Genomic DNA, 18,088 nt, shown 5'->3' on the forward strand with positions numbered 1-18,088 from the left:
TCCGCGGTTCACCATGTGACGGACTGGGTCAAGCTCGGGCAGACGAACATCGACGAACTCGGATTCGCCTGCGATGCCTGCCACGCACTGATCCACGACGGCCCCGGCGGTTGGCGGACCCGCATCGCGCCCGCCGACGCCGAGCACCCCAGCCGCGTCGAATGGATCGCGCCGCCGCACATCGACCCCGAGCAACGACCACGGGTCAACCACCGCCACCACCCCGCCGAGCTGCTCGCCCGGGCCCACGCGCACAGGTGTGCAACGCGACACCGGCACCCGGAACCGGCGCACGGTGGCCGCCGCGAGGGCGGTGGCGGGAACCAGACGGACGGCGACGTCCCGTGACCGCCACCCGCGCAGCAGAGCCGGCGACGGACTCACCGGGTCCATGCCGCGTCCCCACGAGCGAAGGACGCTCGTGGGGACGGGATCCGGCCGGCTGTGCCGGGGTCAGGACACGACGTCCGTCATGCGCGGGCGAGTCCGGGACGAGACTGGATCTTCGTGGGACCACTGGTCGACTCGTCCTGGGACAGCTCGGGCTGGGTCTCGACCCGCCCGGGTCCGGTGTTCGATCCCGCCTTCGCCGGAAGGTGCCACTCGCCGTCGGCGCCACACACCAGGCCGTGGCTGACATCGCCGGGCTTGTGGTTGATCACCGTCTCGTTGCCCTGATCGTCCGTGTTCACCACCGGGCACGAGCCGGTGGGGCCGTTCGGGCCGATCGGCTCGGCGTTGGCGGCCGCGGCGCCGAAGACGCCCAGGATCGGCAGGGCGACGAAGGCAATGGCGGCGGCGGTGCGACGGGCGTTGATCATGTGGGTTTCTCCTGGGGATGTCGGGTGGAGTGTTTCGGTGACAGGGAGAACTCTGCCCGGATCCGGGCCCGCGCTGAAGGAACCCTGGGGTGCACTGACCGACCCCCCGAGATGGATTCCGCCGCCCCCTCGGACAGTCGGGAGTGACGGCGCGGACACAGGACCGCCTGCGCGGATCGTCACGAGGTCGAAATTCGTCGGCGACCTTCGCGCCGTCCGGCGGTGCGGCGCTTGGCTACGCTGACCATCGCGAAGGCGAGAGGCGCTGCGACGGACTTGGTCCGCCACGCTCGACTTCGGACGACACGATCAAGGGCGTCTCCGATCCGAGGAGACGAACATTGAGGAATCCGGAGACCACGTGGGGTGTCGGCGACTACCCCCTGATGGCCCGATACCTCCGGCCTGCGGCGCTGGCCGCTGTCGAGGCGGCGGCGGTCGCGCCGGGCGATCGGGTGGTCGACGTTGCCACCGGCACAGGGAACGCAGCGCTGTTGGCCGCCGAGCGCGGCGGCAAGGTAGTCGGCGTCGACTTCGAACCGGCACTGCTGCGGCTCGCTGCGGAGCGGACCCGAAACGCGGGAATCGAAGTCGAATGGTTGTGTGCTGATCTCGACGCCCTACCCCTCCCCGATCGCTCGGCCGATGTCGTACTCTCCGTCTTCGGCGTGATGTATGCGGCCGATCATGCGATCGCAGCGCGGGAACTCGCGAGGGTCGCCGCCCCCGGCGCCAGGGTCGTGCTCGCGTCGTGGGTTCCGGGAAGCCTGATGCCGGCGATGGGACAGATTCTGAGCGAGTACCTGCCGCCACCGCCGGCAGGCAGCGGTCCGCCCAGCCGCTGGGGTGACTCCGTTGCACTCGCCGCCCTGCTCGAACCGCATCACCTGCAGGTCACCGCGAATGCGCCCGGGCGGATCACCCCGCTCTTTTCCTCCGCTGGCGACGCAACCGACTTTCTGATTCGCACGGCGGGCCACATCGTGTGCGAACAGGACAGGCTGATCGCGGATGATCGCTGGGACGATCTGCATCAGGATCTGTTCCGATTCGTCGAGCAACGGGCAGAGCACGTCGGCAACGGTCTCGGCCTTCCGCTCGACTACCTTCTCGCCTCGGCAGTCAAGACACCCGACTAACCGGTCGCTCGGAGCTCCGTGCTTGCGCCAGCGCACAGATGCGGCAGGATCCCAGCACCGTCTCAGCGCCGGACACCGGTCTCCGAAGTGTCTTCACTCGGGCACCGTGGGTGAGTCACCGCGCTCCCTCGTCGCCGCAGATGCACGGCTGCTAGGTTTGGTCCGCCGCGACAGACCCGTGACCAGGACACCACCGACCTGGACATCGGCGGGTGCGTCGACCCGACCTGGTTCACCAACCATGTCGCTCGATTCCGCGGCGACCGGGCCGACTACGCCCGCGACTGTCCACACTCGCCTCCCGTGCCGCACCTCTGCGCCGGAGCTGCCGCGATGTATGTGCGCCCCCTCTCGCACCTGGACAATCAGTAAGAGGATTACCAGCGAGTAACATGTGGCTTGTCTGCATGCTTTCCCTTAGAAAGAGCGAGGAATTTCATGACTGAGCGCGTTCAGGTCGGTGGACTTCAGGTCGCCAAGGTTCTCTACGACTTCGTCAACAACGAGGCCCTGCCGGGCACCGGTGTAGACGCCGACACCTTCTGGTCGGGCGCGGTCAAGGTCGTCGAGGACCTTGCCCCGAAGAACAAGGCACTGCTCGCCAAGCGCGACGAGCTGCAGGCGCAGATCGACGGCTGGCACCGTGAGCGGGCCGGCCAGCCCCTCGACGCCGCCGAGCACAAGGCCTTCCTGGAGGAGATCGGCTACCTGCTGCCCACCCCGGCCCCGTTCGAGATCACCACCGCGAACGTGGACGCCGAGATCGCCGCCACCGCAGGCCCGCAGCTGGTCGTCCCGATCCTCAACGCCCGCTTCGCGCTCAACGCGTCGAACGCCCGCTGGGGTTCGCTCTACGACGCGCTGTACGGCACCGACGTGATCTCCGAGGCCGACGGCGCCGAGAAGGGGAAGGGCTACAACAAGGTTCGCGGCGACAAGGTCATCGCCTGGGCACGCCAGTTCCTCGACACCGCGGCCCCGCTGGCCGCCGGCTCGCACGCCGACTCCACCCGCTACTGGATCGACGGCACCGAGCTGAAGGTCGAGCTGGCCGACGGCACCGTCACCGGACTCGCGCAGCCGGAGAAGTTCGTCGGCTACCTCGGCGAGAAGGACGCGCCCACCTCGGTGCTGCTGCGCAACCACGGCCTGCACGCCGAGATCCAGATCGACGCCGCCTCCCCGATCGGCTCGACCGACCCGGCCGGCGTCAAGGACGTCGTGCTCGAGTCCGCGCTGACCACGATCATGGACTTCGAGGACTCCGTCGCCGCCGTCGACGCCGACGACAAGGTCGTCGGCTACCGCAACTGGCTGGGACTGAACCGCGGCGACCTGGCCGAGGAGATCAACAAGGGCGGCAAGTCCTTCACCCGCACCCTGAACGGCAACCGCACCTACACCGCGCCGGACGGCTCCGAGCTGTCCCTGCACGGCCGCTCGCTGCTGTTCGTGCGTAACGTCGGCCACCTGATGACCAATCCGGCAATCCTCGACGCCGACGGCAACGAGGTCCCCGAGGGCATCCTCGACGCCCTCGTCACCAGCGCGTGCGCGGTGCACGGCCTGTCCACCGGCGACGGCAACGGCCCGCTGGCCAACAGCCGCACCGGCTCGATCTACATCGTCAAGCCCAAGCAGCACGGTCCCGAGGAGGTCGCGTTCACCGCGGAGCTCTTCGGCCGCGTCGAGCAGGTCCTCGGCCTGCCCGCGAACACGCTCAAGGTCGGCATCATGGACGAGGAGCGCCGCACCACGGTCAACCTGTCCGCGTGCATCAAGGAGGCCAGCGAGCGGGTCGTCTTCATCAACACCGGCTTCCTGGACCGCACCGGCGACGAGATCCACACCTCGATGGAGGCCGGCGCCGTGGTCCGCAAGGGCGAGATGAAGAAGCAGCGCTGGATCTCGGCCTACGAGGACTGGAACGTCGACACCGGCCTGGCCGACGGACTGCAGGGCAAGGCGCAGATCGGCAAGGGCATGTGGGCGATGACCGACCTGATGGCCGACATGATCGAGCAGAAGATCGGCCAGCCCAAGGCCGGCGCGAACACCGCATGGGTGCCCTCGCCCACCGGCGCCACCCTGCACGCGACGCACTACCACGAGGTGGACGTCTTCGCGGTGCAGGATCAGCTCAAGGGCAAGCCCCGCTGCACCGTCGACGACATCCTCACCATCCCGCTCGCCCCGTCCACCGACTGGTCGGACGCCGAGAAGCGCGAGGAACTCGACAACAACTGCCAGTCGATCCTCGGCTACGTGGTGCGCTGGATCGACGCCGGCGTCGGCTGCTCGAAGGTGCCGGACATCCACGACGTCGCGCTGATGGAGGACCGCGCGACCCTGCGCATCTCCAGCCAGCTGCTCGCCAACTGGATTCGCCACGGCATCGTCACCGAGGCCGAGGTGGTCGAGGCGCTCGAGCGGATGGCCCCGGTGGTGGACCGCCAGAACGCGGGCGACGCCGACTACCGTCCGATGGCGCCGAACTTCGACTCCAACATCGCCTTCCAGGCGGCCAAGGAGCTGATCCTCGAGGGCGGCACGCAGCCGAGCGGCTACACCGAGCCGATCCTGCACCGCCGTCGACGGGAGTACAAGGCCGCCAACGCCTGACCCGCACCGACACCACGGCCGATGCCGCCGTCCCGACCCCGGGGCGGCGGCATCGTCGGTCTGCAGGCAGGACGCGTCCGTAGACTGGCGTCCGGCCGATCAACGACCGACGAGTCCGCGCGGGGCGGACGGAGACGAGGGCACGTGGGGCAGCATCGCGGGGACGAGGGCGCCAGGGGTGTCAGCAAGGGACCGGTCATCGCCGGTGTCGCACTGGTCCTGGTGGTCCTCGCCGTGTTCGGCTGGATGAAGCTGCGCGACCGCATCTCCGAGCAGGGCACCGCGGCGGCCCAGACCTGCGTCGAGGGCGACGCCGTCCTCGACGTCTCCGCCGACCCGGACATCGCCATCCCGCTCGGCGAACTCGCACGCCGCTACAACGACACCGCACCGGTGGTCCGCGACCACTGCATCAGCGTGACGGTGACGCCCGCACCGGGCACCGCCGTCGCCGACTCGCTGGCCACCGGCGATCCCGCGCACTGGTCCGGGCCGGGTCCCGCTCCGGCACTGTGGATCCCGCAGAGCTCGCAGACGGTGAACCGGCTCGCTGACCACCCCGGCCTGGTCAGCGGGCAGCCGAAGTCCATCGCGTCCTCCCCCGTCGTGCTCGCCGCGCCGCCGCTGCTCGCCGCCCAGCTCACCCAGCGCCGGACCGGCTGGCAGGACCTGGCCGGGCTGCAGTCCGACCCCCAGTCGCTCACCGCCTCCGGGCTGCCCGGCTGGGGCTCGCTGCGCCTCGCGCTCCCGACCGGCCCCCAGTCCGAGCCGACCGCCCTGGCCGCGGAGGCCGTCGCCGCCGCGGTCTCCGGCGCAGGCGCGGGACCGGTCACCGCCGAGCAGGCGGCGTCCGGCCCCGTCGTCACCGCGCTCTCCCAGCTCGGGATCGGCTCCGCCTTCCTCGCCGGCGGTCCCCCGGCCAACACCGCCGACGCGTTGACCGCCCTTGCCGCACAGACGGATCAGGCCGCGGGCACCCTGCACGCGGTGCCGGCCACCGAGCAGCAGGTCTATCGCGCGAACCGGACCGACGCCGCGCTGGCGACCTTCACGCCGACCGGCGCCACCCCGGTCGCCGACCACCCGGCCGCGGTCCTCGCCGCGGGCTGGGTCGACGAGACCCGCAGCCGGGCGGCCGCCCAGTTCGCGGACTTCCTGCTTCAGCCGGAACAGGCGCAGACGCTGCACGACCAGGGATTCCGGGCCGGCGACTCCGAGCGCGCCGGCGCCGACGCCGCGGTGCCGTTCGCCCCGGTCACCACCGCACTCGCGCCGAGCAGCGGCGCGGTGTCCGCCGCGCTGACCGACGTGGTGGCCCATCCCGTCGAGGCGCGCAGCACGACAGTGCTTCTCGACGTCTCGGGCTCGATGTCCGCGACCGAGGGCAGCGACACCCGTCTGCACAACACCGCGACGACGCTGGCCGCGCAGATCACGGCCACGCCCGACGGTTCGGACGTCGGCCTGTGGACCTACTCCCGCGGACTGGACGGCACCAAGCCGTACCGCGTGCTGGTCCCGACCGGGCCGCTCACCGGACCGGTCGCAGGCGTCGCCCGGCGGCAGGCCCTCGAGACCGCGCTCGGTTCGCTCACCCCGGCGACCGCCACCTCCACCTACGCCTCCGTCGAGGCGGCGTACCGGGCGGCGGTGAACGGCTACGCCTCCGACCGGCCCAACTCGCTTCTCCTGATCACCGACGGACCCAACGACGACACCTCGACGAGCGCGCGGCAGATGCTGTCCGCGGTGGCCGCTGCCGCGGATCCGGATCGGCCGGTGCGGATCGACGTGGTCACCATCGGCCCGAACTCCGACACCGCGACGCTCGAGCAGTTGGCGCAGCAGACCGGCGGCACCCTGATCCCCGTCGCCACCTCCGACGGACCGGAACTGGGCCAGTCCATCGGAAAGCTGCTGTCCTAGAACATGATCCGAATTCTCCTGTTCGGCGCCTTCCTGGCGCTCGTCAGTTGGCTGCTGCACCGGCGCCTGACCCGGTCGCTGGGGCTCGGCCCGCGCGGTACCCGCGCGACCGGCGCGGCGCTGGTCGTGGCATGGCTGTTCGCCCTGGTCGGACTCGGCAGCGGTGAGGTCTTCGACCCGGCCTGGGCCAGGGTCCCGGGGTGGGTCGGCTGGGTGTGGCTCGCCGTGCTGCTGTACCTGGCACTCGGCCTGCTGCTCGTCGCCGCCGGTGCGGGGGTGGCCCGGCTGGTGACCACCTCGCCGTTCGGTCGGCGCCGGGTCGCCCCGCACGAGACCGACCAGTCCCGACGTCGGGTGCTGCGCGGCGCGACTGCGGCGGTGGTGCTGGCTTCCTTCGCGGCCGTCGGGTTCGGGGTCGCCGCCGCGGCCACGCCCCGGATCCGCCGGGTCCGGGTTCCGCTGCGCCGGCTGCCCGCCGAGTTCGCCGGTACCCGGATCGCACTGGTGACGGACCTGCATGTCGGACCGGCGCGCGGGGTCGGCTTCACCGGCAAGGTGGCCGCAGCGGTGGCCGCGGAGCGACCGGACCTGATCCTGTTCGGCGGTGATCTCGTCGACGGGACGGTCGCGATGGTCGGCGCGGACCTGGCGCCGCTCGCCGAACTGACGGCCTCGCTCGGGGTGTACGGGGTGAGCGGCAACCACGAGTTCTACGCGGGCGACGGTGGCCGCTGGCTGGACCTGTGGGACCGCCTGGGCATCCACACGCTGCGCAACGCCCGCGTCGAGCTGCGCCGGGGCGACGCGGTCATCGACCTGGCCGGCATCCACGACGCGACCTCGCCTGCGCCCTTCGAGCCCGACCTGGGGGCGGCGCTGGCCGGACGCGACCCGGACCGCTTCGTGCTGCTGCTCGCGCACGAGCCCAAGCAGGCGATCGAGGCCGACGACCTCGGCGTGGACCTGCAGCTGTCGGGACACACCCACGGCGGCCAGATGTGGCCGCTCGGCTACCTGGTGCCGTTGCAGCAGCCGTCGGTGACGGGCCTGGACCGGATCGGCGGGACGGTGCTGTACACGAGCATGGGCACCGGCGCCTGGGGTCCGCCGGTGCGCGTCGGGGCGCCGCCCGAGATCACCGTCATCGAACTGGTCCAGGCCTGACCTGTCGGACTGTCGGACAGTCGGGCAGTGCCGTGAATTCCTGCCGAAAGAAAGGGTGCCCCGAACCCGCCCTCACCGGACGGGGATCAGCACGTGGTGATGAGGTGTGCGCGGTGCACGGTCAGATGTGCGCGGTGCCGGGCTGCCCTGTTGCCGGGTTTCGCTCCCGGCGGCGCTGCCCTCCACGCCTCTCTGACGGCCGGAATGACCGCCGGCCACGGTGTGTGCTCGCCTCCCCGGCCGGCTACCCGCTCCGACCTCTCGGCTGCCCAGTCCACTCCATTGGTCAGTCGAGCAGGTCCACCTCCCAGTTGACCCGCTGGACCGCCAGGTCCACCTCACGGATCTCCCTGGCGACCTGGTCCGCGGTGGTACGCAGCTGCGCGACCGGCACCGCGGCGACGAACGCGAGCTCGGAGCGCAGCTGCCGGCCGTAGCCGTGCTCGTCGCGACCCGACGCGGCGTCGGCCGCGGCGGTGATCGCGCCGTGCCGGATACGCAGCACGTCGCGTCGGGCCAGCGCGTCGGTGACCGTGCCCGAGCCCAGCGCCGCCCGCGAGTTGGTGCGGTTGACACGGCGGATCAGCGACTCGAGTTCGTCGAGTGCGAGATCGAGCTCGGCGAGCAGCGCGACGGCGTCCTCGGCCGGCTGTTCGCCCTCCTGGTGGCGCGCATTGGCCACGATCCGCGCCCGCAGCTGCGTCACCCGCTTGGTGACGTCACCACGCAGCGCCAGTCCCTCGGCCAGTCTCATGCCGCCCATCGTAGAGCGGCATCCGGCCGGTGCCGGCATCGAACACGCGCAACGGCCGAGCGGGCCGGAACCCTCAACCTAGGAGACTCAGAGGCACCAGACGAGATCCGCGGAGCCCGGCAGCGGGACCGAGAAGCAGATGTTCAGCGACCCGTTCCCGAGTGGACGGCCGGGCTCGGCGGAGGCGATCGGGGCGGTGACCGCGCCGAGCGCGACAACGACGGCGGTGGCGGCGACGGCTCTTGCGATGATGGACTTCATGGTCTGCACCTTTGGGCTAGACGACGGCGGCCTTCGGCCACCATCCGCAATCGTCCTCCTGGCATGACGTTGTACACAATGACCGTTCGGCTCGCTCACGAGTTGCCGCCGCGACACGCCGCCGCACCCTGGTACACAAATGCCACAGCGACCGCCCGCAGGGGCAGTCGCCGTGGCATTCGGGAGTTTCGAGGGCGCTAGTCGGCGAACGCCTCGATCGGCGGGCACGAGCACACCAGGTTCCGGTCGCCGTGCGCGCCGTCGATCCGCCGCACCGGCGGCCAGATCTTCGGCGCGTGCTTGCCCGCGGGGAAGACCGCGAGCTCACGCGAGTACGGGTGGTCCCAGTCGCCGACCAGGCAGGCCGCGGTGTGCGGGGCCCCACGCAGCGGGTTGTCCTCCACCGGCCACTCGCCCGCACCGACCCGGGAGATCTCACCGCGGATGGCGATCATCGCGTCGCAGAACCGGTCGATCTCCGCGAGGTTCTCGCTCTCGGTGGGCTCGATCATCAGCGTGCCCGCCACCGGGAAGCTCATGGTCGGGGCATGGAAACCGTAGTCCGCCAACCGCTTTGCGACGTCGTCGACGGTGACGCCGGTGTCCTTGGTGAGCGGGCGCAGGTCGAGGATGCACTCGTGCGCGACCATCCCGTTCTCCCCGGTGTAGAGCACCGGGAAGTGCTCGTCGAGGCGCCGGGCGATGTAGTTCGCGGAGGCGATCGCCGTCAGCGAGGCCTGCCGCAGTCCCTGCGCTCCCATCATCCGGATGTACGCCCAGGTGATCGGCAGGATCGACGCGCTGCCGTAGGGCGCCGCCGAGACCGCCCCGCCGCCACCGAGTCCGGGTGCCAGCGGGTGACCGGGCAGGAACTGCGCGAGGTGCGCGCCCACCGCGACCGGACCGACGCCCGGGCCGCCGCCGCCGTGCGGGATGCAGAACGTCTTGTGCAGGTTCAGGTGGCTGACGTCGCCGCCGAAGCGCCCCGGCCGGGCCAACCCGACCAGTGCGTTCAGATTCGCGCCGTCCACGTACACCTGGCCGCCGGCGTCGTGCACGGCCGCGCAGATCTCGGCGACCTCGTGCTCGTACACCCCGTGCGTGGACGGGTAGGTGATCATGATGGCGGCCAGCCGCTCGGCGTGGTCGGCGATCTTCGCGCGCAGGTCGTCGACGTCGACGTCACCGTTCGGCCGGCAGGCGACCACCTCGACGCGCATGCCGGCCATCACCGCGGAGGCCGCGTTGGTGCCGTGTGCGCTGGACGGGATCAGGCAGGTGTCGCGGTGGTCGTCACCGCGGGAGAGGTGGTAGTTGCGGATCGCCAGCAGGCCGGCGTACTCGCCCTGGCTGCCGGCGTTCGGCTGCAGGCTCACCGCGTCGTAACCGGTGATCGCCGCCAGCCAGCCCTCCAGGTCGGTGATGATCTCCAGCAGACCCTCGGCGTCCTCGGTGGGCCCGAACGGGTGCAGCTTGGTGAACTCGGGCCAGGTGATGGCCTCCATCTCGGCGGCCGCGTTGAGCTTCATCGTGCAGGACCCGAGCGGGATCATGCTGCGGTCCAGCGCGATGTCCTTGTCCGAGAGCCGGCGCAGGTAGCGCATCATCGCGGTCTCGGTGCGGTGCTCGACGAAGGCCGGGTGGGCCAGGAACGCCGAGGTCCGCGCGAGCGAGGCCGGCAGCGACTCACCGGTGCCGTCGGGACCGATCACCACCTCGCCCATGCCGAACGCCGCGAGGACCGACTCGAGGTGCGCCTCGGTGGTGGCCTCGTCGCAGGCGATGCCGACATGGTCGGCGTCGACGAGCCGCAGGTTGACGTTCCACGCCTTCGCCGCCTCGACGACGGTCGCGGCGCGGCCCGGCACCCGGGCCAGCACGGTGTCGAAGAACTCCGCGTGCACCACCTCGACGCCTGCGGCGCGCAGCCCGGCGGCGAGTGCGACGGCGTGGCCGTTGACCCGGCGGGCGATGGCCCGGAGTCCGTCCGCGCCGTGATAGCTGGCGTACATCGCCGCGACCACCGCGAGCAGCACCTGAGCGGTGCAGATGTTGGAGGTCGCCTTCTCTCGACGGATGTGCTGCTCACGGGTCTGCAGCGCCAGGCGGTAGGCCCGGTCCCCGTCCGCGTCGACGGAGATGCCGACGAGGCGACCGGGCAGCTGACGGGCGTGCTTGGCGTGCACCGCCAGGTACCCGGCGTGCGGGCCGCCGAAACCCATCGGCACACCGAAGCGCTGGGTGGTGCCGAAGCAGGCGTCCGCACCCTGCTCGCCGGGCGGGGTCAGCAGAGTCAGGGCCAGCAGGTCGGCGCCGACCGCGACCAGCGCGCCACGCTCGTGGGCGGCGGCGATCAGGTCACCGTGGTCGACGACCCGACCGGACGCGCCCGGCAGCTGGGCCAGGACGCCGAAGAACTCGCCCTCGGGCAGCCCCTGGGTGAGGTCCGCCGCGACGAGCTCGATGCCCAGCGGGGTGGCCCGGGTCTCGATCACGGCGCGGGTCTGCGGGAACAGGTCGTGGTCGACCACGAACCGCGGCGAGCGACTCTTGCTCGCGCGGCGCAGCAGCGTCATCGCCTCGGCGGCGGCGGTGGCCTCGTCGAGCATCGACGAGTTGGAGACCTCCATGCCGGTCAGGTCGGAGACCATGGTCTGGAAGTTGAGCAGCGCCTCGAGGCGTCCCTGGCTGATCTCGGGCTGGTACGGCGTGTAGGCGGTGTACCAGGCCGGGTTCTCGATCAGGTTCCGCACCAGCACCGGCGGCGTGAGGGTGTCGTAGTAGCCGAGGCCGATCATGGAGGTGGCGACGGTGTTGCGGCCGGCGCGACGCGCCAGCTCGGCGAGCGCCTCGTGCTCCGAGAGCGGGGCGGGCAGCACGTCCAGGCCGGCACCGATCCCGTCGGTGACCTCGTCCAGGATGACTGCGGGGACAGCCTTGCCGGCCATCTCGTCCAGACTCGCAACCCCGATGACATCGAGGATCCGAGTTAGCTCGGTGGTGTCGGGTCCGATGTGACGGTCGACGAAGTGACTTCTGGCGTCTGACAAGGCAACTCCCGCGCAGGTGAAGGATCCACAGGACACGCGCCGCAGTCGTGCGGTGCGCCCCTCCCCCTCTGTCGCCTGCTCGTCGAGACGAGCGCCTGAGAGATTCGGGACCGAGAGAATCCTCGGCCCCTTTCCCCGTGGGCGGGTGGGTGCTCCCACCGCTTTCCAGAGGCGTCGATGCCCGCGCGGTCCCTGGTACCTGAGAGATTGACGGGGAGGTGCTGCTCCTTCGGTGCCCGGGGCGGTGAACCCCGGAACTCTCCCGCGCGACGGCGACGCACCCGCAATTCTAGGCTACGAATTCGTGCGGTCGCACCGCGCGGGTCGGCACGGTCGACGGATACCGCCACGGACCTCGCGGCACCCCCGACCCCGGTGCCAATCAGCCGATCTTGCGGTTTGCCCGGTCCTTGCGCCGCGACGCCAGCTCGTCCTCGGGACTCGGCTCGCTCTCGCCGCCGTCGGCCCGCTCGGCCGGGAAGTCCGCGATCGCACCGGTCAGCTCGCGCATCGCGCCACTGACGGCGATGCCGAACACGCCCTGACCGCCCTGCAGCAGGTCCACGACCTCCTCCGCGGAGGTGCACTCGTAGACGGTGGTGCCGTCCGAGAACAGCGTGATCTTCGCGAGGTCGCCGACGCCGCGCTTGCGCAGGTGATCCACCGCGACCCGAATGTTCTGCAGCGAGATTCCGGTGTTCAGCAACCGCTTGACGATCTTGAGGACCAGGATGTCCTTGAACGAGTACAGCCGCTGACTGCCCGACCCGGCGGCGCCACGGATCGAGGGCACCACCAGCGAGGTGCGCGCCCAGTAGTCGAGCTGGCGGTAGCTGATGCCGGCGATCTGACAGGCGATGGGAACTCGGTAGCCCACCAGGTCGTCGGGTATCGAGTCGTCCGGGAACAGGCCCGGTTGCATGTCCTCGACGTCGAAGTTCGGTGCGGCGTCGTGCTGGGCGGTGTCGCCATTCGGGGAAACCGCGCCTGCCGATTCGTCCCGGACATCCGGGGACGATGCGACGTCGCGCCAAGGCTCCTGCGGCTGATCTACCACTGACTGCCCTCTCTCGCACGGACGTATCCCACACGGGCGGATCCATGATCAGGGTACGCCCTGAACCGAATCACATCGTTGGAATTTACCTAACCACACGGTAGGGCGCCGTACACCTGCAGTCAACGCAACTCGCCCGACACCGGTGTCACAAACCCACCAACTTTGCAGGTGATTCACATCACAGCTTGGTCAACTTTGTTATGTGTCGGTGGCTTTGAAGTCGTCCGGGGACACCGATTCGAGAAACTCCTTGAACTTCTCGACCTCGTCCTCGCGCTCGTCGGGCATCACCAGACCCGCTTCGGCCAGCACCGACTCCTCCGCGAAGATCGGCACCCCGGCCCGCAACGCGATCGCCACGGAGTCCGAGGGCCGCGCCGAGACGCGCAGGTTCTCCTCGAACACCAGGTCCGCGTAGAAGGTGCCCTCCTGCAGGTCCACGATTCGCACCTCGCGCAGCGTGTGGCCGAGCGCCCCGATCAGGGTGGCGATGAGGTCATGGGTGAGCGGGCGAGCCGGCTCCACCCCCTGCTGTTCGAGGGCGATCGCGGCGGCCTCCGTCTGGCCGATCCAGATCGGGAGGTACCGGTCGCCGTCAGCCTCCCGCAGCAGCAGCACGGGTTGATTCTGCGGCTGCTCGACACGAATCCCGACCACACGCATCTCGCTCATCGTGCCTGCCTCCCGTCTGCTCTGACATGCGCCGCACCAGAGGCGGTACCGACGATTCTATTCCGAGACCGCGGTACGTTCGAATTTCGCTGCGGGTCGCACCAGACAGGTAGGTCAGCGGTCCAGCGCGCCGCGCACCGCCGTCTTGACCAGGCAGGTGTGCAGCGTCAATGACAGTGCGGCCAACTCGCGAACCATCTCCTCGGCCCGATCCCGCGCGCCCGCGTCACGGCCCTTCGCCACCGGTCCGGCGATCTGGGCGACCAGCCCGGCCTCCCGGTCCGCGGCCAGCTTGAACGCCCGCAGGTGCCGCACCTCGAGACCGAAGGCGGACATCGCCTTGGCGGTGCGCGCCAGCGTGACCGCCTCCTCGTCGAAGAATCCGGCGGCACCGGGCACCACCAGACCCGCCCGGATCAGCTCCGTGAGGAACACCTCGTCCGTCCCGGTGCGGGCCAGCAGGTCTGTGCGGCTGATCCGCACCTCGCGGTCCGGACGGAACTCCTCCGGCGAGACCTCGCCGGGGGCGATGGACAGGATCCGCGGCCGCCGCAGTGGGGTCTCCGTGGACCCCACTGCAGCCGCTCCGCTGTCGATCGCCTCGAGCTGCTCCTTGATGACCTTCAGCGGCAGGTACTGGTCCCGCTGCGCGGTGAGGACGTACCTGAGCCGCTCGCTGTCCGCCACGGAGAACCGCCGGTACCCGGACGGGGTGCGCTCCGGGCTGATCAGCCCCTCCGCCTCGAGGAATCGAATCTTCGAGATGGTGATGTCCGGGAAGTCGGGGCGCAGCCGGTCCAGGACGGTGCCAATCGACATCCCACCCTGTGCCCGCTGCCGGACTGCGGTCATCAGCCGGCCGAACCCGCAGCCAGGTCGCCGGACGCGCCACGGGGACCGGTCAGGAACACCAGGCGGAACTTGCCGATCTGCACCTCGTCGCCGTTGGCGAGCGTGGCGCTGTCGACAGGCTCCCGGTTGACGTAGGTGCCGTTGAGGCTGCCCACGTCGACAACCTGGAAGTCGTTCTCGTCCTGACGGAACTCGGCGTGCCGACGGCTGACCGTGACGTCGTCGAGAAAGATGTCGCTGTCCGGGTGCCGACCGGCCGAGGTGGTCGGCTGGTCGAGCAGGAATCGCGAACCCGCGTTGGGGCCCCGCTTGACGACGAGCAGCGCGGAACCGACGGGCAGGCCCTCCACACCGGAGACCGGCGCCTCGGCTGCGGGAGTGGCCGTCGCCGTACCGTCCAGTTCGCTGAGGAAATCGGCCCGGAAAACCGATGTGGTTTCAGCGGGCGATTCCCCAAGAACCCCGTCGTTGTCGTTCTCGCTCACCGTTTCTCCTCCTCAGTCCGACCGATCCGAGAGCTCTCGGACAAATCTATAACCACAATCACATTGAAGCTGCGGACCTGCACCCCGACACGGCGAAGGCGTTGACTTCGACCGTACCCTGCGGCGGGCCCTCCGCGTAGACAGACGCCGGTCGTGGCGGACGTGTCTCTACTCGCCCGCGATCTCGCGGTAGGCCTGCGCGTCGAGCATCCCGGCCAGTGCGGCGTCGAGGGTCGCCTCGTCGGCCACCTCCAACTCCACCAGCCAGCCGCCAGCGTACGGAGCGGAGTTCACCAGTTCGGGGCTGGCCTCCAGATCAGCGTTCGCCGCAATCACTTTCGCGTTCAGCGGAGCGTAGATGTCCGACACGCTCTTGGTCGACTCCACCTCGCCGAACGACTCCCCCACGGTGACGTCCTCGTCGACGGCGGGCAGCTGGACGAAGACGACATCGCCGAGCTGCGACTGTGCGAAGTCCGTGATTCCCACCCGCACCGTGGCAGGCCCGGTCCGCTGGATCCATTCGTGCTCTGCCGTGTAACGCAATTCGTCCGGCGTACTGGTGTCACTCACCGTGAGGTTCCTTTCCACGATCTTCCGACGGCGTGCTGTGCGCACTGTTGACGAATCGGAAGATCTCAGTTTCCGGGCTGAGCGTATTGGCGCGGTTTCACCTCTCGCAAGGCGGTGATCGTGACCTGCTGCGATTGCTCGACGGTGACCGCGCCACCGGCGCGGGCCACCGTGTCCACCACCCCACCGGGAATGTTCAACGCCGCGGCCAGGGTCGGCGGATCGCCGATCGCCACCACCCGGTACGGCGCCGACAACGCCACCGAGTCGAGCTGGATCCGCCCCGCCGGACCGGTGACCCACGAGTTCACCCCGATCCGGATCGGCGCGGCGCCTGCGCCGGTCACCTCGATCGCCTCGGCGCCTGCCGCGCGCAGTTCCTGGATCAGGTCCAACAGCACCTCCGAGCCCACCCCCCGACTCGGGTCGGTGACCCTCAGCTCCACTCCCGGCCCCGTCGCCGGGACGGCGCCCACCTGGATCGACAACGCCGCCAGCCTGGCCTGGGCCTCCGCGAGCGCCGCCTCGGAGCCGCCGCCGCTGCGCTGCAGGGTCGCCAGGGTGGACTCGAGCGCCGCCACCTCCTCACGCAGCGAGGCCTCCCGCTGGTTGAGGTTGTCGAGCAGTACCAGCAGGTCGGCGGGGCGCGCGGAGTCCAGCCCGTCGCCGCTTCCCGTGTCCCTGACCTGGGTGACAATGGCCGTCCCCAGCACCACCATCAGCAGCACCGCCAGCAGCCCGAACACCGCCCGGGACCGTCGCGCCGACGCCGAGGCCGCGGCCGGATCGTCGCGCAGCTCGTGTCTGCCCTCCCCCGTGCTCACCGCTCACGCACCGAAGAGCCGGCGCCGCAGGGCGGCGGCATTGCCGAAGATCCTGATGCCCAGCACCACCACGATCGCGGTGGACAGCTGGGTACCCACTCCCAGCTGGTCGCCGAGCCACACGATCAGCGCCGCCACCAGCACGTTGAAGACGAACGAGACCACGAACACCTTGGCGTCGAAGATCTCGTCGAGGTACGCGCGCAGACCACCGAACACCGCGTCGAGCGCAGCCACCACCGCGATCGGCAGGTACGGCTGCACCGCGTCCGGCACCTGCGGCTGGAACACCACGCCCACGATGATCCCGACGACGAGCGCGGCCACACCGTAGAGCGCGTACCCGTTCTTGACGGTCTTGACAGGATTCACTGCCCATCCACCTCACGTGCGCTTCGAATCTCCCGGGCGGACGCCGCGGGAAGGGAAATGTCGTCGTTCTCGGCGACGGTGAACCCGGCGCCGTAGAGCTGCGCCACCCCGGACATCCGCTGGTACGCCTCGCTCACCACGAACCGGGTCTGCATCGCCGCCTGCGGGCCGATCGCCGAGATCACGTACGGCGAGGGCACCGGCTGGTTGTCGACCAGCATGGCACCGCCCGCCTGCCGGACCGTCACCGCCGGGCCGACCCGGACGTTGCCCACCGCGACGGCTTCGGCGCCGCCTGCCCACAGCGCGTTGACCACCGACGCGATGTCCCGGTCGAGGACCACCGGCTTGGCCGCGGTCGCGTTGGGCCGGGACTGGTCGGACAGGTCTCGACGGATGGACGGGTCGGTCAGGGTCACCTCGAGCCCCGGACCCCGCACCGGCTCGAGGGCCGCCTCCTGCGCCGTCGCGGCGAGCCGGCCCAGCATTCCGGTGCCGTCCGCGTCGCCGGCCAGGGCCGCGGCCCGCAGCGTGTCGGTCTCGGCTGCCAGCTCGGCGCGCCGGGCGGCCAGGTCCTCGCCGCGGTCCTGCGCCGCGGCGACATTGCCGAGGATCTCGGTACGGACCTGGTCGGTCCGTGGCGCACGGTCACTGGCCTGGACGAAGGCCACGCCGAACAACAGCCCCAGCGCCAGCCCGCCTGCCGTCAGCCAGACACCGGCGTGCAGGGGCCGGTGCAGCGAGTGCCCGCGCGCCCGGTCCTCCGCCGCGGCGGCATAGCCCGGGTCGAGTCCTTCGTTGCGCAGCGCCCGCAGCAGGGCCGGAGCCGGGTTGCGTCGTACCTGATCGGTCCTCACCGGGCGTGCGGCCCCGGCCGGGGCCGGCCGATCGGCACCGTGCGGGCGACGTTGCGGGCCGCCAGCAGGTACAGCAGCCCCGTCCACACGTACAGACCGGTGCCCCAGACGAGCAGCGCATACCCCCAGGCCCGGGCGATCGGCGCGATTCCCCAGTCACCCTGGGCGGCGAGTACCAGTGGCAACGCGAACATCAACGCGAAGGTCGCCGCCTTGCCGAGGTACAGCACCGACGGCGGCGGCAGGCCGCGGCGCCGGTAGACCGGCAGGACCAACGCCAGGATCAGGTCGCGGCCGATCAGGATCGCCGCGACCCACCACGGGATGATGCCGCGCACCGCGAAGCCGAGCAGGGTGGAGATCACGTACAGCCGGTCCACCAGCGGGTCCAGCAGCGAGCCGAGACGTGAGGTCTGGTTCAGCAGCCGCGCCAGCTTGCCGTCGGCCCAGTCGGTGAACCCGCTGAGCATCAGCAGGGCCAGCGCCCAGCCGTCCGCCTGCGGGACCAGCAGCAGGTACACGAACACGGGCACGCTGAGCAGCCGGATGATGCTCAGCACGTTGGGAACCGTCAGGACCCGGTCGGTCACCACCAGTTCCGGGCCGTCCGCCACTCCCGGTGGCCGGTCTCCGGTACCCATCGATCCCCCTGCTCC

At 70.5% G+C, this 18,088-nt stretch carries 18 protein-coding genes and 1 riboswitch; of the genes, 5 read left to right on the plus strand and 13 right to left on the minus strand.

Annotation, left to right across the window (positions count from 1 at the left end; genetic code table 11):
• The first annotated feature begins 15 nt into the window (after window positions 1-15).
• The gene (locus ACFO6S_RS13160; protein WP_378417590.1) at window positions 16-348 is read left to right on the plus strand and encodes a hypothetical protein; all 333 of its coding nucleotides are present in this window, start codon (window positions 16-18) and stop codon (window positions 346-348) included.
• Between the two features lie 122 nt (window positions 349-470).
• Here ACFO6S_RS13160 and ACFO6S_RS13165 read toward each other — a convergent pair whose 3' ends face one another.
• Window positions 471-821 carry a hypothetical protein gene (locus tag ACFO6S_RS13165; protein WP_378417592.1) on the minus strand — a complete coding sequence of 117 codons (351 nt, stop codon included), beginning with the start codon at window positions 819-821 and terminating at the stop codon, window positions 471-473.
• A gap of 341 nt (window positions 822-1,162) precedes the next feature.
• Here ACFO6S_RS13165 and ACFO6S_RS13170 point away from each other — a divergent pair, with 341 nt between their 5' ends.
• The 4 genes from ACFO6S_RS13170 (at window position 1,163) to ACFO6S_RS13185 (ending at window position 7,672) form a co-directional block, all read left to right on the plus strand.
• On the plus strand, window positions 1,163-1,960 hold the full coding sequence (locus tag ACFO6S_RS13170) for a class I SAM-dependent methyltransferase (protein WP_378417593.1): 798 nt from the start codon (window positions 1,163-1,165) through the stop codon (window positions 1,958-1,960).
• Window positions 1,961-2,398: 438 nt separating this feature from the next.
• Window positions 2,399-4,582, plus strand: a complete 2,184-nt coding sequence (locus ACFO6S_RS13175; protein WP_378417595.1) for a malate synthase G — start codon at window positions 2,399-2,401, stop codon at window positions 4,580-4,582.
• A gap of 144 nt (window positions 4,583-4,726) precedes the next feature.
• Window positions 4,727-6,508: a substrate-binding domain-containing protein gene (locus ACFO6S_RS13180; RefSeq protein ID WP_378417597.1), complete on the plus strand. Its 1,782-nt coding sequence runs from the start codon at window positions 4,727-4,729 to the stop codon at window positions 6,506-6,508.
• A 3-nt stretch (window positions 6,509-6,511) separates the two neighbouring features.
• Window positions 6,512-7,672 carry a metallophosphoesterase gene (locus tag ACFO6S_RS13185; RefSeq protein WP_378417599.1) on the plus strand — a complete coding sequence of 387 codons (1,161 nt, stop codon included), beginning with the start codon at window positions 6,512-6,514 and terminating at the stop codon, window positions 7,670-7,672.
• Window positions 7,673-7,958: 286 nt separating this feature from the next.
• Here the strand turns inward: ACFO6S_RS13185 and ACFO6S_RS13190 are convergent, their stop codons facing one another.
• The 12 genes from ACFO6S_RS13190 to ACFO6S_RS13245 form a co-directional block, all read right to left on the minus strand.
• The gene (locus ACFO6S_RS13190; protein ID WP_378417601.1) at window positions 7,959-8,426 is read right to left on the minus strand and encodes a DIP1984 family protein; all 468 of its coding nucleotides are present in this window, start codon (window positions 8,424-8,426) and stop codon (window positions 7,959-7,961) included.
• Between the two features lie 87 nt (window positions 8,427-8,513).
• Window positions 8,514-8,687 (minus strand): hypothetical protein, encoded by a 174-nt coding sequence (locus ACFO6S_RS13195; protein WP_378417603.1) that lies wholly within the window; start codon window positions 8,685-8,687, stop codon window positions 8,514-8,516.
• Window positions 8,688-8,884: 197 nt separating this feature from the next.
• Window positions 8,885-11,737, minus strand: a complete 2,853-nt coding sequence (gene gcvP / locus ACFO6S_RS13200) for an aminomethyl-transferring glycine dehydrogenase (RefSeq protein ID WP_378417605.1) — start codon at window positions 11,735-11,737, stop codon at window positions 8,885-8,887.
• Between the two features lie 176 nt (window positions 11,738-11,913).
• A riboswitch (glycine riboswitch) is annotated at window positions 11,914-12,012 on the minus strand.
• A 107-nt stretch (window positions 12,013-12,119) separates the two neighbouring features.
• Entirely contained in the window at window positions 12,120-12,659 is a 540-nt protein-coding gene (locus ACFO6S_RS13205; RefSeq protein WP_378417693.1) for a MerR family transcriptional regulator, read from the minus strand.
• A gap of 336 nt (window positions 12,660-12,995) precedes the next feature.
• Window positions 12,996-13,469: a bifunctional nuclease family protein gene (locus ACFO6S_RS13210; protein ID WP_378417607.1), complete on the minus strand. Its 474-nt coding sequence runs from the start codon at window positions 13,467-13,469 to the stop codon at window positions 12,996-12,998.
• Between the two features lie 114 nt (window positions 13,470-13,583).
• Window positions 13,584-14,321: a transcriptional regulator FtsR gene (gene ftsR, locus ACFO6S_RS13215; RefSeq protein WP_378417609.1), complete on the minus strand. Its 738-nt coding sequence runs from the start codon at window positions 14,319-14,321 to the stop codon at window positions 13,584-13,586.
• Entirely contained in the window at window positions 14,321-14,806 is a 486-nt protein-coding gene (gene garA, locus ACFO6S_RS13220; protein ID WP_378417611.1) for a glycogen accumulation regulator GarA, read from the minus strand. Before garA ends, ftsR begins: the two co-directional genes overlap by 1 nt.
• 168 nt (window positions 14,807-14,974) lie before the next feature.
• A complete protein-coding gene (gene gcvH / locus ACFO6S_RS13225) occupies window positions 14,975-15,379 on the minus strand; it encodes a glycine cleavage system protein GcvH (RefSeq protein WP_378417613.1) in 405 nt (134 codons plus the stop codon).
• Window positions 15,380-15,444: 65 nt separating this feature from the next.
• The gene (locus ACFO6S_RS13230) at window positions 15,445-16,203 is read right to left on the minus strand and encodes a DUF881 domain-containing protein (protein ID WP_378417615.1); all 759 of its coding nucleotides are present in this window, start codon (window positions 16,201-16,203) and stop codon (window positions 15,445-15,447) included.
• Window positions 16,204-16,206: 3 nt separating this feature from the next.
• Window positions 16,207-16,575, minus strand: a complete 369-nt coding sequence (locus tag ACFO6S_RS13235) for a small basic family protein (protein WP_378417617.1) — start codon at window positions 16,573-16,575, stop codon at window positions 16,207-16,209.
• Window positions 16,572-17,432 carry a DUF881 domain-containing protein gene (locus ACFO6S_RS13240; protein WP_378417619.1) on the minus strand — a complete coding sequence of 287 codons (861 nt, stop codon included), beginning with the start codon at window positions 17,430-17,432 and terminating at the stop codon, window positions 16,572-16,574. The genes ACFO6S_RS13235 and ACFO6S_RS13240 overlap by 4 nt, the downstream gene beginning before the upstream one ends.
• Window positions 17,429-18,073 (minus strand): CDP-alcohol phosphatidyltransferase family protein, encoded by a 645-nt coding sequence (locus ACFO6S_RS13245; RefSeq protein ID WP_378417622.1) that lies wholly within the window; start codon window positions 18,071-18,073, stop codon window positions 17,429-17,431. The genes ACFO6S_RS13240 and ACFO6S_RS13245 overlap by 4 nt, the downstream gene beginning before the upstream one ends.
• Between the last annotated feature and the right edge of the window lie 15 nt (window positions 18,074-18,088).

This window comes from Rhodococcus kronopolitis (assembly GCF_042654025.1).
Classification (GTDB): domain Bacteria; phylum Actinomycetota; class Actinomycetes; order Mycobacteriales; family Mycobacteriaceae; genus Rhodococcus_G; species Rhodococcus_G kronopolitis.